This window comes from Aliivibrio sp. 1S128, assembly GCF_001691065.1.
Lineage (GTDB): Bacteria > Pseudomonadota > Gammaproteobacteria > Enterobacterales > Vibrionaceae > Aliivibrio.
Genome location: NZ_MAJV01000121.1, coordinates 1 through 16230 on the forward strand (window position 1 = coordinate 1; position 16230 = coordinate 16230).

10 protein-coding genes are annotated in these 16230 nt (G+C 38.1%); 4 read left to right on the forward strand and 6 right to left on the reverse strand.

All coding sequences use genetic code 11. The features are described 5' to 3' along the window. Positions 1-436 precede the first annotated feature (436 nt). On the reverse strand, positions 437-814 hold the full coding sequence (locus A6E03_RS16505) for an ATP-binding protein (RefSeq protein ID WP_065592509.1): 378 nt from the start codon (positions 812-814) through the stop codon (positions 437-439). A 2-nt stretch (positions 815-816) separates the two neighbouring features. After that, positions 817-1737, reverse strand: a complete 921-nt coding sequence (locus tag A6E03_RS16510) for a LysR family transcriptional regulator (RefSeq protein WP_065592510.1) — start codon at positions 1735-1737, stop codon at positions 817-819. 121 nt (positions 1738-1858) lie between these two features. On the opposite strand from A6E03_RS16510, the gene A6E03_RS16515 reads away from it, so the two are divergent. The 3 genes from A6E03_RS16515 to A6E03_RS16525 all read left to right on the forward strand — a co-directional run bounded on the left by A6E03_RS16515 (position 1859) and on the right by A6E03_RS16525 (position 4508). After that, positions 1859-3055: a glycine C-acetyltransferase gene (locus A6E03_RS16515; protein ID WP_065601313.1), complete on the forward strand. Its 1197-nt coding sequence runs from the start codon at positions 1859-1861 to the stop codon at positions 3053-3055. Further along, positions 3055-4086 (forward strand): L-threonine 3-dehydrogenase, encoded by a 1032-nt coding sequence (tdh, locus tag A6E03_RS16520; protein ID WP_065601314.1) that lies wholly within the window; start codon positions 3055-3057, stop codon positions 4084-4086. Before A6E03_RS16515 ends, tdh begins: the two co-directional genes overlap by 1 nt. A 77-nt stretch (positions 4087-4163) precedes the next feature. Continuing rightward, complete coding sequence (locus A6E03_RS16525) at positions 4164-4508, forward strand: DOPA 4,5-dioxygenase family protein (RefSeq protein ID WP_065601315.1); 345 nt, start codon at positions 4164-4166, stop codon at positions 4506-4508. A 71-nt stretch (positions 4509-4579) separates the two neighbouring features. Here A6E03_RS16525 and A6E03_RS16530 read toward each other — a convergent pair whose 3' ends face one another. Both A6E03_RS16530 and A6E03_RS16535 read right to left on the reverse strand, forming a co-directional pair. Further along, positions 4580-5809: a hypothetical protein gene (locus tag A6E03_RS16530; protein ID WP_065601316.1), complete on the reverse strand. Its 1230-nt coding sequence runs from the start codon at positions 5807-5809 to the stop codon at positions 4580-4582. Positions 5810-5997: 188 nt separating this feature from the next. After that, positions 5998-8331: a Lon protease family protein gene (locus tag A6E03_RS16535; protein WP_065601317.1), complete on the reverse strand. Its 2334-nt coding sequence runs from the start codon at positions 8329-8331 to the stop codon at positions 5998-6000. 562 nt (positions 8332-8893) lie between these two features. Here A6E03_RS16535 and A6E03_RS16540 point away from each other — a divergent pair. Next, on the forward strand, positions 8894-12280 hold the full coding sequence (locus A6E03_RS16540) for an Ig-like domain-containing protein (protein ID WP_065601318.1): 3387 nt from the start codon (positions 8894-8896) through the stop codon (positions 12278-12280). A 133-nt stretch (positions 12281-12413) separates the two neighbouring features. Here the strand turns inward: A6E03_RS16540 and A6E03_RS16545 are convergent, their stop codons facing one another. Both A6E03_RS16545 and A6E03_RS16550 read right to left on the reverse strand, forming a co-directional pair. Continuing rightward, positions 12414-15416: an efflux RND transporter permease subunit gene (locus A6E03_RS16545; protein ID WP_065601319.1), complete on the reverse strand. Its 3003-nt coding sequence runs from the start codon at positions 15414-15416 to the stop codon at positions 12414-12416. Then, entirely contained in the window at positions 15413-16177 is a 765-nt protein-coding gene (locus A6E03_RS16550) for an efflux RND transporter periplasmic adaptor subunit (RefSeq protein WP_065601320.1), read from the reverse strand. The genes A6E03_RS16545 and A6E03_RS16550 overlap by 4 nt, the downstream gene beginning before the upstream one ends. Between the last annotated feature and the right edge of the window lie 53 nt (positions 16178-16230).

Genomic DNA, 16230 nt, shown 5'->3' on the forward strand with positions numbered 1-16230 from the left:
ACTCTTCAATTAAAGTTTTTGACTCAATGATTAATACTGATTTCTTACATAAAAGTAATTTTGTGTAGTCACTCAGTTCATTGATAGTTGCTCACTTATAAATAAGTTAAGCTATTTTGACTATCAATCCATAAGTGTCCACACAGATTGCTAAGGTCTAATTATTAAAGAGCTCAAAACTAGGCTTTCGCTTTGTCTTGCTTGAAGTGTCATTTAAATTACTAAAAGTAAGTTGCAAGCAACTTTTGAAAACTCCGTTCGCGTCAACGTTTCACTTCTTGCTATCTCGCTACCCCTTACTAATAAAGGTTTGCTGTGACAACGGAAGCGAAGTATAGAGATTTAATTATGAGTTGCAAGCCATTTATTTAATAAAAAGATTAAGCGTTCAAAAAACAATCAAGTCGGTATAAAAACAATCAGCTTCGTCCTTTAATTATACTTCCCAATCCTTTTTCATTCGTTTGATTACATTTTCAGGCACATTATGTATGCTCTTAAACTTCCCCCTGCAGATATCTATTATTAATTCTGCATTATATTGTTGAGCAATTTTTCTATATGCATCCATTTCCCACTGTTTAACGAACGTATTCGCCACCACCACACTTCTACCATGATAAAGATTAAATTCACATTGAGATTGGCACCATTGATGAGCCGAACTTAATAATGATCCTTCAAAGTAATATTCATTATCATCATTCACAAAAAACTGATCCGCCTCTATATGTACCAAATCCAGTGTTTTTGCCAATGTTGATTTTCCACTACCAGGTAAACCTCTCAATAACCGCAATTCTAATTTATTCATAACTAGCTCTGTTCTTTCATTAAATTCTGCCTTACAAACTCAGTAAATACTTTTATTCTTGATGGCATGTATTTATTCTGTGCATACTGCATCGCGATAACACCATGATAATTTCCTTTTATCTGCCATTCAGAAAGAACAGGAACAACCTCGTTATTATCTAACGCCTCTTTAATAACAAAATCAGGGAAAATCCCGATACCAAAACCATCCTTAACGCCATTTAATCTCATTTGCGAATGGTTAACAGCGTAACGTCCAGTTACTGCTATAACATGGCTTTCTTCTCCTTTTACAAACTCCCAAATATGATCCGTTGTTGTCTCTCCTAAATAAAGACAGTCGTGATCGGTAAGATCATGTGGATTAATGGGTAACCCTCTCTCCTTTATATAAGTAGGGCTGGCACATAAACTGAGATTCACCTTCCCTATTTCTTTCATGATTAACCCTTCCGTTGGTTTATCGGTTAAACGAAAAACCACATCAATCCCTTGAGCTATCATATCGATATCACCATCGGAGGCTCTTAGCTTTAATTGTATTTTAGGATATTTGTTCAGGAATGGCGTGATTAGCGGTTGAAGTACTATCGTTAAGAATGCTTTTGGTGCCGCAACCGTTAAACTTCCAGACGGAACAATATGCTCTGAACTCGAAATATCAATCGCCTGTTGCGCTGCCTCAACCATAATGACTGATTGTTGGTATATTTTTTTACCAGATTCAGTGATCAGTAAACTGCGTGTTGTTCGCTCAAACAACTTAACAGAGAGTGCATTTTCCAACCGAGTAATAAGCTTACTCAACGCCGACGGAGTTACGCCCAGTTTTTTAGCCGCAGCAGTAAAACTGCCTTCATTAACGACTACAATATACGTAGCTAGATCGGGTAATAAGGTAATCAGTTTATTTGTGACCATGATTCACTAATGCTTTTCCATTTTTAGGGATAATAGTCGTAATTGATTTGAATTAGAATCTATTTATCGGATTTTAATTACACTCAATACGTAATAATCATAACTAAAAGAAGGGAACACAATGTCTTCTGCATTCTACACTCAAATCCAAAATCAAATTGAAGAAGTAAAAAGTGAAGGATTATACAAATCTGAACGCATCATTACTTCAGCTCAAAAAGCATCTGTTTCTATTTCTACAGGCCAAGAAGTACTAAACTTCTGTGCAAACAACTATTTAGGTTTAGCTAATCATCCTGCACTTATCCAATCAGCAAAAGATGGCATGGATGAACATGGCTTTGGTATGGCATCAGTTCGTTTTATCTGCGGTACTCAAGACTCACATAAAGTACTGGAAGAAAAACTATCTACTTTCTTAGGTAAAGAAGACACTATCCTTTATACCTCATGCTTTGATGCAAACGCAGGTTTATTCGAAACAATTTTAGGTGCCGAAGATGCCATCATCTCTGATGCCCTAAATCACGCATCAATCATTGATGGTGTTCGTCTTTGTAAAGCAATGCGTTTCCGTTACGCAAACAACAATATGGCTGAGTTAGAAGAACAACTAATTGCAGCAAAAGAAGCTGGTGCTCGTCATACACTTATCGTTACAGATGGTGTGTTCTCAATGGACGGCGTAGTTGCAAATCTTCCTGCTATCTGTGATTTAGCTGATAAATACGAAGCACTTGTTATGGTTGATGACTCTCACGCTGTTGGCTTTATGGGCGAAAACGGCGCGGGTACTCATGAGCATCACGACGTTATTGACCGCATCGATATCATTACTGGTACGCTAGGTAAAGCAATGGGTGGTGCATCAGGCGGTTATACTTCTGGTAAAAAAGAAGTCATTGATTGGTTACGTCAACGTTCTCGTCCGTACCTATTCTCGAACTCTGTTGCTCCTGCGATTGTTTCTGCCTCTATTCGTGTTCTTGATTTACTGGCTGAGTCAGGTGATTTACGTACAAGTTTATGGGAAAACTCTGCTCATTTCCGTACTCGCATGGAAGCCGCTGGTTTCACAATGGGTGGTGCTGACCACGCTATCATCCCAATCATGCTAGGCGATGCAAAACTAGCTGCTGAATTCGCAGAGCGTGCGTTAGAAAAAGGCATCTATGTTGTTGCTTTCTCTTTCCCAGTCGTGCCTAAAGGTCAAGCTCGTATTCGTACACAAATGTCTGCTGCTCATTCTCGTGAGCAACTAGATCGCGCAATTGATGCCTTTATCGCTGTAGGTAAAGACATGGAGATCATCAAATAATGAAAATTAAAGCACTATCAAAACTAAAACCTGAAGAAGGCATTTGGATGACCGAGGTTGAAAAACCTGAAATGGGTCATAACGATATTCTTATCCGTATTAAGAAAACCGCAATTTGTGGTACTGATGTACATATCTACAATTGGGATGAGTGGTCACAAAAAACCATTCCTGTTCCTATGGTTGTTGGTCACGAATACGTAGGTGAAGTGGTTGGTATTGGCCAAGAAGTTCGTGGTTTTGAGATTGGCGACCGTGTTTCTGGCGAAGGTCACATTACTTGTGGTCACTGTCGTAACTGTCGTGGCGGCCGTACCCACCTTTGTCGTAATACAACAGGTGTTGGTGTAAACCGCACAGGCGCATTCTCTGAGTTCTTAGTTATTCCTGCATTTAATGCATTTAAGATCCCCGCTGGAATCTCTGATGATCTTGCATCAATCTTTGACCCATTTGGTAATGCGGTTCACACTGCCCTATCATTTGACTTAGTGGGTGAAGACGTTCTTATCACAGGTGCTGGTCCAATTGGTATCATGGCAGCTGCAGTTGCTAAACACGTTGGTGCTCGTCACGTTGTAATTACTGATGTAAACGAATACCGCTTAGATCTTGCTAAAAAGATGGGCGTAACACGTGCAGTAAACGTAATGAACGAGAAACTAGAAGACGTAATGGCCGATCTTGGTATGACTGAAGGCTTTGATGTTGGTTTAGAAATGTCAGGAGTGCCATCGGCATTCAACAGTATGCTAACTAACATGAATCATGGCGGTAAAATATCTCTATTAGGTATTCCACCATCAGACATGACTGTAGACTGGACTCAAGTGATCTTCAAAGGCTTAGTTATTAAAGGTATCTACGGTCGTGAGATGTTTGAAACTTGGTATAAAATGGCAAGCTTGATCCAATCAGGCTTAGACCTAACGCCAATCATTACTCACCACTACAAAATTGATGACTTCCAAGCAGGCTTCGATATGATGCGCTCAGGTATGTCAGGTAAAGTTATTCTCGATTGGGAATAATAATTCTCATTTCACAATGAATTAAATAAAGGCTAAACTTCGGTTTGGCCTTTTTTGTACCATTTTTAGAGTATTATATGTCCCAGTTAGAAATTCATGGTTATCACGTTCATATTTATTTCGATGAGAACAGTATTGATTTAGCGGTTAATTTAACAGAAGAATTATATGAAAAGTTTGGATATGAGTTAGGCAATATAAATAAAAAACCCGTAGGTCCGCATCCAATCTGGAGTCGTCAAGTTTCTTTTAAGCATAGTGATTATGATGCAGTTATATCATGGCTTAAAATGAATAGAGAAGATCTTTCAATACTTATACATCCACTCACTGATGATGAATATATTGATCATACAACATCAGCGATATGGTTAGGGCAACCAATAAAATTAGATCTCAGTATTTTTACAACAAACAATTAGATTGAATTTATCTATACTCCTTATGACCTAATTAAAGCAATAAGGAGTAAAAAATAAATATTAAGTCTATATTATTTAGATTGGTAAATTGAAAACTCTTTACTTAACTTATAATCGGACCATTCATTTTCTTCCATCGCCTCTAAAAATGCTTTTTTAGCTTCAATAAAGGCCATCTTTTCACTCATTTTTTTCGTTGAGAACGTTTTGAACTTATAACTACTTCGAGGCGTTTGGCCAATAATGCCTTTAAAGATAACCTCATCTTCCATCACTTTGGCCACTACGCCCACAACATTAGATGATGGATGGGCAGCCATAAAGTATTTTCCTTTAGCTGATTCGGCTTTACGCTCTGTTTTATAATTCGCCCAATTATAATTTGCCTTCATTAACGCCACTTTTCTTACTACATGCGTTGGATGCGTACAGGCTTCAAATTTACTTAAATTAATTGTTGAACCTGTTTTAACAAACTCTTTTCTAACAATAAAATGAGACTTATCTTCTGCTTCAATCATTAGAATTTGTTTTGGTTTACGTTTAAATTCAAACCATGTTTTTTCAAATTCGGCCTGACAACCATCCATCGCTTTTTGAACCAGCTGGTCACAAATTTCACGCATCTCAAATTTAGATAATGCCGTTGTCGTTAACGTTTTACTTGGCTTAAATTCTTTTATATCTGCGTCTTTGGTTTTTAAATAAGTATCCAATACCTCGCCGATTGCATTTAATTCTGCTAGAAAACGGCCCAGATCATTAAAATCTATATTATATAAACTACGAGAAAAATTATGAGAACGGTAGCAAGATTTACTTTCATGTCGTTCAAAATGGCTATTAACGTAAGGCGTCCCATTTATCATTGATAACTTTAATTGTATGTTAGGATGTAGGCCTTTATAAGCAGATTTAGCCGTAAACGTTTTGGTTTTTCTTGCGGCATCTGCAGTTTCATATTCATCTTGCTCAACAAGTTCAGCAATAGACCACGCCGCTTCAATTATCGCTTCGGAACGGGCATCAACATCACTTTCTTCATTTTCAAAATCAGCGTAATAAGCTTTACTGTAATAAGGTTGACCTTTACGAGCAAAGCGTACTTGTGCAAACTCCATTCTACGACGCTTCGTTGATTGACCATCGTTCCAGTTAATACCAATAGGGATCCAATATTCAGTGCCTGATATATCAACCAGTTTTACGCGTAATAATAGGTTTTCTTCAATATACGTTTTCTTTCCACGTACAATTTGAAATGTACTAAAATCGAGTCGTGGCGATAAAGGGTGGTACATATAAAACCTCTGGGTACATAGAGTAAGTGAAACAAGCTACAAAGAAAGAAAACTCTTGGAGAAAGAGCCTTTTATTTTATTGTTATCTATTGGTGATTATATCACCGTTTGTTATATTAATTCAATTATCTTCATAACAATATAAAAAAAGGCATAGAATTGATCCTATGCCTTTTATAAAAAATGAATTAAGCGTTTAATTTTGAACGTATTATATTATAGATACCATCACCGGTTTCAAGTTCAACCGAAAGCCCTGTAAATAACTCAATCGCCTCACTCACATGCTTCACTGGCCAAATAGTAAATGACCCTTTTTCTATTGCTTGAACTATTTCCCTATTTAGCATTAAATTTTGAACATTAGATTGAGGAATAATGACACCTTGTGTCGGTTTCAATCCTTTAATTTTACATACTTGATAGAAACCTTCTATTTTCTCATTTACCCCACCAATAGGTTGAGCTTCACCAAATTGATTCATTGAACCAGTAATCGCAAGATCTTGTCTGATCGGCATATTTGAAAACGCAGAGATAATAGAACAGAACTCAGCCATAGAAGCACTGTCTCCATCGACCCCGCCGTAGGATTGTTCAAAAGCTAAACACGTTTTTAACGGTATCGTCTTCTCGTTTCCAAATAGCGATGCTAAATAAGCACTAAGAATAAATACACCTTTTGAGTGGATACTACCACCTAGCTCAACTTTTCTTTCAATATCAAACACTTCACCTTTCCCGAAAGACGTCGTTGCCGTAATTCTATTTGGCATACCAAATTGGTGATTGGATGTTGATAATACCGATAATGCATTTACTTGCCCAACAACTCCCCCTTCGGTTTCCAGTAAAGTTGTACCGTTAACAAAGCTTTGCATTACGCCATCTTGCACTCGATTCACTCGATGCTCTTTATTCGCTAATGCTTGTTCTACGTGTTTTAAACGTATCATGTTAGAGTTCGCTGCTCTGGCAATATAATTTGTTTCTTTCAATAAATTAGAAATATCAGCCGAATGCAGTGACAATCGATTTTGATCACCGGTCTGACGAGAGCTATATTCTATAATTCGTTCAATCGCTCTTTTATCACACTGCAACATATTACCGTCTTGGACAATGCTGGAGATAAATTGAGCATAATGAAACTCTGAGGCGTCTGTTCGTAGCATATCGTCTTCAAAATCAGCCGTTACTTTAAATAACTCACCAAACTCTGAATCATAATGTTGTAATAATTGGTACGTTTGATAATCACCAAACAAGATAATTTTAACATTCAATGGAATAGGTTCTGGCTCTAGAGAAACCGTACCAGAAAGCGTTACTTCTTTTTCTAATGAACTTAAATTTAGATTTTGAGATCGTAACGCTCGCTTTAAACCATCCCAAACATATGGGCGCTCTAATACCTTTACAGCATCCATTAATAAGACACCACCATTAGCTTTATGTAAGCTTCCTGGTCGAATTAAAGAAAAATCAGTAAATACAGTACCTTTAAACGTCGCATTTTCTATATAACCAAATAAGTTATGATAGCTTGGGCTTTCCTCTACGATTAACGGAAAATGCTCATCTTTTTGGCTAACAATAAGATTAATTTGATAACGACGTGGCAATTTTTTCTCTAAAGAAGCATAAGCAAGTTCTGCATCCTCATTCCCCTCTTGAATGAAGACATCAAAATTTTCTAAGATGTCCTTTTCCATTTCTTTTAAATGTTGAGTTACTACTTTTGATTCTTGATACTTAGTTTTGATCGCTTCAAAGTTAACCGTTAATACTTGAGATACGACTTCTTCATTCAGTTTTTCAATTTTGTCAGAGTATTTATCTTCCCACTCGGTTAACTGTCTAACTAAGCTACGCAACTTTATCTCTAATTCGTCAATAATAGATTCAAGCTGACGTTGTTCTTGTCTATCCAATGCATCAAAGCTGTCTTCTGTATGCAGTTCTTCACCGTTCATTGCGATAAACTGATAATCACCTTGGGTAGTTACCGCTAAGCTAATACCTTTAGTTTTGGCTTCTTTAGTTAATGTGCCAAGTAAAGATTCTTGCTTATCTACTAATTGATTCTTTAATGTGCCTGTTCGTGAATAATAAAGTTCATTATCAAACGCAAGAGGAATAGCCTTTGCCAGTTTTAAGGTTATTTTTTCAATTTCTTTTTTGAAGCTTAAGCCGCTACCAACAGGCAACATTAATACTTTTGGCGTTCGCGTGTCATCAAAATTAGTCACGTAGCACCAATCACATAAACCATTTCCAACTGGCTTATGCCGCTTTAAATAACGTAACACCATCGTTCTCTTACCTAGACCATTTTGACCTACGGCATAAATATTATAACCACGGTCAGGAATAGACATCGCAAACTCAACCGCTTGCTGTGCTCTATCTTGTCCTACGATTTCATCGATGGGTGTAATGTTTTTGGTTGATTTGCAGATGTTCTCATCAAGGTTAGCGGAACGATAAACTTGCTTATGTGTGAGAGGTAAAGTAGACATAAGGCGACCTCTTATTTTGTTATGATTTTCATCAGTATAGATTGAAAAAAACAACAATTAAGTGACCTAAGTTTAACTATTTGAAAAATTTAAGTTTTTTAAATTAACTATAAATATAGAAAATAAATACCTCTTAATCATAAGAGCTTCAATATACATTTCACTTTTCGCTATGATACTTCAGAAAAAAGACACTAACCACTCTCGAGTCTCAAAATAGAAACATCAACACTCTTGATATAAAACAAATTCATCGGGTTAATTTGTTAATAAAGAGCGCCAAAACCAGTAAAACAGCCAAAAAATTGACCGTATAACATATTGAGAGTGTAAAGCCAAGATTAAAATCAGAAGCAAGATCACATAAATGATAAATATTAATATCCATGATTTTTCTTGTCGTTAGAATGCTCGAAAATTCAGATTTGAATATTAAACAAATATTGATATGTGCGTTTTGTGTAATTTGGTTTGGATATTTATGATGAATTATTCATCCATTATGCACCTTTAATAACTAATAAATTTATCTCGATAAGATAAATACAAAGAAGAAAAAGCAGTGATAAAAATAAATAAAATAACAGCCGCTATTACTAGCGTTATGTTCAGTGGGTATCTATATGCCGCTGATGTAAGCGCGACGTCTAACATGACTACCTTTGTTCCTGGTGAAACAAAAGTTCAAAATGGCGATATTGTTTCTTTTAATGGCGACTGTTTTATTGCAAAAAATAATCCAGGCGTGTGGGAATCTCCAACAGCAGACTCATGGTTCTGGGATACAGCAGTATGTTCTGGTGAGCCTAATCCAGAGCCAACGCCGGACCCAGATCCGACACCAGACCCTGAACCAACCCCAGATCCTGATTTGGGCGACGTTATTCCTTTTATTCCTGGTAAAACTCAGGTTTCAAATGGCGACGTTGTTTCTTATGACAACCAGTGTTTTATTGCGCAAAATAATCCGGGTGTATGGGAAACGCCAAGTGCGAGTTCTTGGTTCTGGGCACTAACTGAATGTTCTGACGAACCAGTAAATCCTGATCCTGAGCCAGAACCAGAAGTAACTGAATTATCGATCCTTTCTCCTGTTACTGGCCAAGTGCTACAAGCAAATGAAACGATCACGATCAACGCTCACGTTGATGGTAACCTAGCTGCTAAAGTTGAGTTTTGGGCTAATAACGCGAAACTTGCTGAAAAAACAGTTAACCAAAACAATACACAGTACTCCCAATCTTGGACACCAAGTGAAGAAGGTAGTGCAACAGTTAACGTATTCGTTTTCGATAAAAATAACCAAAAAATCGAACAAAAATCAGTCTCTGTTACTGTAGAAGCTGATGCTAACGAAGACTTTGTAGCACCAGTGGTCACTTTTGTGACGCCAACAAATGGCTCAACAATTAAAGTGAATGATACTGTTTCTATTTCTGTGAACGCGACAGATGCTGATAACGATTTAACAGCACTAGTGGTTAAAGCAAACAATAGGCAAATCTGTTCGTTTGATGCAACTAACACAGAAGCATTTACATGTGAGTGGCAATCAACTCAAGCAGGTAACGTTACTTTTAACGCTATCGCTACTGATGCTCAAGACCTTTCATCTACAACAAGTGTGAAAATCACCGTTGAAGAAGAAACAATTGACCCGCCAATTGAACCACCTGTAACGCCACCTGGCGATTTATGTAAAGACTTTAATGTTTACCCTGACTGGACAAATGGCGATCACGCTACTGGCGGCGACATTATGGTTCATAACAACATCGCTTACTCTGCAATTTACTGGACTCAAACGCTTCCAGGCAGTGATAGCTCATGGGCTCTTCACCTAAATTGTGATGGTACAGAACCAGGCACTGCGCCACTTCTTTCTCTACCAAACCCGATGGACCCAGTTCGTCTAGAAGTTGCTGGCTGGCCAAACACACTAGTTGTTGCAAGCCCATCGTCAGCAGCACCAAAAATGTTGACAATTAATGCGAGCAACAGCGCTGATTTAGCTAATTTAGATAAGCTAACAAGCACGTTTGTATCAATCATTGAAGCAGCTGCACAAGCAGGTTCTGCATCAATCATCATCAACAGTGATGTTCTTGATGCAGCGACACAAGATAACGCATTATCTTCAAGCAGCATTGCGGTTAAAGAAGCACTAATTCAAGCAATGGATATCACTGGCAACAAGATTGACATTGATGATATCAACGCACTTAGCAATGACTTGAAAGGTTGGGCTCAAGCTCATCACCTAATCATTTCTACGCTAGCACCAGAAGCAAACTACGGTTGGTCTCTAAGCATTGGTGATTTTGCTTTTGATACTCACTCTGGCAGACAATCTGTTTGGGATAAAGCTTCTAACTACACTGCTGATTTGCTTGATAAATTAGAGCTTTACAAAGCAGAAGCAGCAACTAAAGCTGATTTCGTTGCTTTCACTAAATCAAACTCAACAGAAGCGTTATCTAGTGAGCAATGGCACAACGCGCTAGAGTACGTTAAGCAAGTAACTGATTTTGTTAAAACACCTGCAATGCTGAGCAATATCCCAACAGAGCAAGCTTCTGCTTACTTTATGGGTGATAAAGCAAACAAACCGCAAATTCGTAAAGCGGCATTCAGCAACGTATTTGCTATTCTGTTTGACAAAAACACCGCTGCATTAACAAGTGAAATTGAGCATTACCAAGACGCTAAAATGCCACTGTACTATGTTGGTGAATCAACAGAAAATGGCAAGTTAACTATCATTGATGCGTTAAACAACGAATTAATGAATGCTGAAGATACAATGAACAACACTGCATTTTTGTACGAAACGCCTCAATCACAATGGGTTCCGTCTACTGTTTATAAGTGGACTGACTTCATGAAAGGCTTGAATGCAATGCATAACGTTGGTGTTGCCGGCAATAAGTTCTGGTTACTTGATGAAAATGTGGATGATGCAACAAACATCAAATATGCAAAAGTTGCGATTGCTGCGTTCTTAGCACAAAGTATGCAAGAAACGATTCGCTACAATGCATGTGATGAGAACAACTGGGCTGAGATTAAATACGGCGCAGCGACAGATTACCCAATGTCTGCAAGCTGTGGTCAACTTGGTCAAAAATATGCAGATTACGGTGTTAACCCTGAGTCTGGTTTAGATCACGCTTACTCTTGTCCTCGTGATAACAAAATGGAAGTAAGTGCACTAACTCATGCTAAATGGTATGGCGCTCCTGCTCCTGTATTCGCAGCACCAAATGCAGTACTAGAAGAACGTGGTTTACTTGTTAACGGTAGCGTTGGTCGTTGGACAAACAGCGGTCACTGTAATGATGTACCTACATCTGTAGATGGCTCTAAGCAAGTATGGGAACGTGACGAGTGTAAAACTTACGTTGACCAAAAAGCAGGTAAATTCATCTGGGATGGCAGCAGCCAAGCAGACGTGGAAGGTTGTGGTTGGTGGGGTCGTGGTGTAATTCAAACGACTGGCCGTCAAAACTTCGGTACGCTTAACCATTACTTAGGTCGTTCACACGTTGACCCTGAGACAATTGGTAAAACAATTGATGGTATCGTTGTTCAAGCTCCACCAGAAAATCCACTATACGCTGACTTAGATTTCTGTTCGAATCCAGGCCTAATTTGTAGCTCTGAAGAGAATAAAGAAATCAAGTGGATTGCAGGTCTGTTCTACTGGGTTACTTCAGTTCAAGCTTACCCTGATGAGTCTGGTCAATACGGTAACTGGAACTACCACAACGAACTTAAGCAGTATGTTGATAACGGTATGAAAGGCACGTCATTTATTGATGATGTATCTGGTATTGTAAACCGTGGTTGCCCTGATTTAGTTTGTTCTACTGGTGAAGTTCATAACATTAAAGAACGTCGTGCTAACTTTAAACTAGTACTAGAACAACTAGGTCTTAACCCACAATAATACGTGGTGAATGGCTCTAGATAAAAATCAGTTAAGTTACATTAACTAAAATAAAAAGCCCCCAGTTTTCGACGCTGGGGGCTTTTTTATGGGGTTAATTTACTATGAAATAAAGAATATCAAACCACATTTATTAATATCGACGATGCATTATTTTCATTGTCACAAGGTAAATTGACGGCACAATGGTTAAAGTCACAATAAGGGAGATAACACAACCCCAACCAACCACAAGCGCCATTGGTGACATGTAATTATCATACCCCCCCAGCCCATAAGCCAGTGGAATAAGACCTGCAACAGTTGTAATCGTTGTTAAGCTAATTGCCCTAACACGACTTAATGTGCCTTTAATAACAAAATCAACTAATCCTAATGTTTCAATCTCTTGCTTCGTTTCTTTAAAATGCCAAATCAAAACTACGCTATTGTTTACCATAATACCAATTAAGGCGATCATTCCGATAATAGAAAAGAAACTAAGCACTTGATTATGAATAAACAAAATAAATAATGCACCACCAATACCAAAAGGAATAACAGACAGTACAATCAACGATTCCACAATATTATCAAACAACAACAATAAAATAACGGCAATACCAATCAAGGCAATAGCGATTGCGATTGCAAAACTCGTCTGCGCTTGTTGTGTCTCTAATATTTGTCCCATAGGTACAATTTTTGCGCCCTGATAATCCTTACCGGTAAACTCACTTTGTACTTGTTCAAACACCGCAATAGGATCGGTAATCACAGAATCAATTCCAGCAGAGACTCGAATAACTCGCTCGCCGTTGAAGTGCGCTAACTTAGCCGCCATTTCGCTGTGCTCCCAACGTACTAATTCTTTCAATGGCACCAAACGGCCATTTTTTGCACGTAGTGTGATATTTTCAAGATCTTTTAATAATTTATCATTATCTTCTAGGGTCACTCGAAAATACACTTCTTCTCTTCCGTTAAAAATACGGGTAACACGCTGACCTTCAATCGCATATTTTATGGTTTCACCCACTTGAGTTGCACTAATCCCATAATACTGTAACCAACGATGTTGAAGCGCGACATTAATCTGAGGCGCTAAATCATTCACGTCTCGCTTCACTCGATTCGTCCCCTCTAAAGAGGCCAGGTAGATCACTAATTCATCTGCTAATCGCTCACGCCCTTCGTCTGTTCCGCCTACAATTCGTAAGTCAACTGGACGCCCAACAGGAGGTCCACCACCATCAATATCAAACTCAACCTGATTTAATCCTTTGATATTAGAGAGGTTACCTTCCCATTCTTCTACAATATCTTCTGCAGATCGTGTTCTGTCATTCGGTGGAGTCAATGATATTGCCCATATACTGCTTGGAGAGCCGACTTCACCAAACCAATACGCTACCTCTGGTGTGGCTTCAAACATGGCTTCCACTTGTTGGGTTTGTTCCCACACTTCATCTAGCGATAATTCTGAATTGGCTTCTGCGCTAACTTCAATTAAATAAGCACCATCCGTTGGGAAAAATAAATAACTGATGTTTTTAAATGACAACACACTGATAGCAACCGCAATGATTATCGAACAAGGTAAGACCATCTTATAACGCGAAATCATTCCTCCGATTAATTTATTAACCGCAACAAATTGGCTACTCTTCTTTTTAGTTAAAGAGTGCCCTTTCTTTAATACTCCTTTTAAGTGAGCTGGAATAAAAAACAGCGCATCAATAAAAGAGAAGCACAATGCGATGATCACCGTAAGTGGGATCACAAACATCATTTTTCCTGTATTTCCTGGGAAAAATAACAATGGAATAAAAGCGACCATGGTCGATACGATACTTGCCAATACTGCAGGAAAAACACGCTTAACGCCTTCAATTACGGCACTATCAACGTCATGCCCTTCTTCGACTAACGAGACTATCTTGTCACTCACAACCACCGCATCATCGACAATAATACCGATAATCAAAATCAATGCCGACAATGTGAACACATCTAAAATTTGACCAAATAGTGGCAACGCTGCCAACGTTCCAAAAATACAAACAGGAATAGAAACGGCAACCCAAAAGGCAATGCGTTTGTTTAAGAATAAAGCTAATGTCGCTAATACTAACGCCAACCCAATTAAGCCATTATTTTGAACTATATTCGCTTTTTCTTTTATATCCGCAGACAGATCCGAACCAATGGCTAGCGTATACTGATCTCCAACTCGCTTTTCTTCTTGTTCAAGTAAGGCTTTAACGGCTTGAGAGGTTTTGATAACATCCGCACTTTCACTAGTACGTAAATCAAAAAGGATGCTTTGTTTGCCATTAATTGAGCCATAAGACGACCCTTTTTCAAATCCATTAACGATATCACCCGCTACATTCTTTAACTGTAAGCTAGGGTTAAAAGAGATAAACATTTCCTGTAAATCTTTAATATTATTTAGCTCTGCTGTGGTAATTAATTCTGGGTTATCTTTTAGCTCTTCTAAACGCCCCCCGCTGATCAGCGCATTTCGTTCCGCGATAATCGAGGCTACCTCATCAATCGTTAAGCCATATCGTTTTAGTGAAATCGGCTCAAGCTGAATGATAAATTCAGGATTACGTAAATCAATAGGGTGAACTTCCCCTATCCCATCCAATCGTCTCAACGCTAATTCTAAATTTTTAGCTTTATCCCTAAGCGTGGCATAAGGCACATCACCTGAAATACCAACGACCATAAAATCAAGACTGTAGGATTTTTTAATCGACAAGGTTGGGGCTTCAGTTACCCCTGCGGGTAAATCTGAAACACGAGTAATCGCATCTCGAATATCTTGGTACGTGACACTCGGTACAGAAACATCACTATTTAATTCAAAGCTAATGTTTGACACACCATTTTCTGATGTTGATGTAAATTGTTTTATGCCAGAGATAGATAGGAGTTCTTTTTCTAATTTACTGGTGACATTACTTTCTACATCTAATGCCGTTGCTCCAGGATAATGAGTCACAATGTCGCCTTGCCTCATATCAAAACGTGGCTTTTCTGCTAGTGGTAAATTGTATGCCGTCCATGCACCGATACAAATAATCATCAGTGTCAGTAGCTTAGCGGCAAATTTACGAGTAAAAAGAAAAGAAAGCATCAGGTTCATAAACCGTCCTCACTCTGATTGAAGTACACATATGCTTCCATTCCAGGATGAAGATTACCGGTATTATCTAATGTGACTTCCACTAAAAATCCGGGATCATTTTCCTGCATTAATGGTGAGAATAATGTCACGATACCTGTAAGGCTTTTTTCTAATGACGGTATCGTTACTTTGACGCTATCCCCTTTTTGAAACTGTTCAAAATCACTTTCAAGAAGATGAAAACGCACTTTGAGTTTAGATAGGTCTGCGATAGCGTATAGTGGATCACCAATAGAAATAAATTGACCAACCTCAACAGAACGAAGCGTGACAACCCCATCAAATGGAGCATCAGGTGTCGATTTATTTAAAACACGCTTGGCAATCTCATATTGTGTTTTGCTCATGTTGTGTTGCGCTCGGCCAATCTGAGTAAGGCGGAATTGATTTTCAAAATCGCCTTCAGAAATACCTTTCTTTTTAAATAAAGATTGGTAACGTTGCAGCTGCTTTTCTTGCATCTCTAACTCTGCTTTTTTGACATCTAAGTCATACTTAGCCAAATTAATATTTAATAAATAATCCTTTTCTGAAATAGAAAGCAAGGGTGATCTTAGTGACACATTGTCTCCATTATCAACATTGAAAGAATCAACAACCCCATTCACTTCACTGCGTATGGTCACCATTTTTTCTGGTGCAAGTTTACCTACAATATAATTGTCTGCAAAAGAATAAGATGTCATCATAAATAACGATAAAAACAGTATTTTTTTCATTTATTCAGCCTGTATTTTTTATTTTGTAACCATAAAAATATGGTTAATATATG

What these genes read in the sequence shown, in the direction of transcription:
- tdh (WP_065601314.1), top strand. Translation starts at nt 3,055, where the DNA reads ATGAAAATTAAAGCACTATCAAAACTAAAACCTGAAGAAGGCATTTGG.
- A6E03_RS16515 (WP_065601313.1), top strand. Translation starts at nt 1,859, where the DNA reads ATGTCTTCTGCATTCTACACTCAAATCCAAAATCAAATTGAAGAAGTA.
- A6E03_RS16550 (WP_065601320.1), bottom strand. Translation starts at nt 16,177, where the DNA reads ATGAAAAAAATACTGTTTTTATCGTTATTTATGATGACATCTTATTCT.
- A6E03_RS16505 (WP_065592509.1), bottom strand. Translation starts at nt 814, where the DNA reads ATGAATAAATTAGAATTGCGGTTATTGAGAGGTTTACCTGGTAGTGGA.
- A6E03_RS16530 (WP_065601316.1), bottom strand. Translation starts at nt 5,809, where the DNA reads ATGTACCACCCTTTATCGCCACGACTCGATTTTAGTACATTTCAAATT.
- A6E03_RS16535 (WP_065601317.1), bottom strand. Translation starts at nt 8,331, where the DNA reads ATGTCTACTTTACCTCTCACACATAAGCAAGTTTATCGTTCCGCTAAC.
- A6E03_RS16510 (WP_065592510.1), bottom strand. Translation starts at nt 1,737, where the DNA reads ATGGTCACAAATAAACTGATTACCTTATTACCCGATCTAGCTACGTAT.
- A6E03_RS16545 (WP_065601319.1), bottom strand. Translation starts at nt 15,416, where the DNA reads ATGAACCTGATGCTTTCTTTTCTTTTTACTCGTAAATTTGCCGCTAAG.
- A6E03_RS16525 (WP_065601315.1), top strand. Translation starts at nt 4,164, where the DNA reads ATGTCCCAGTTAGAAATTCATGGTTATCACGTTCATATTTATTTCGAT.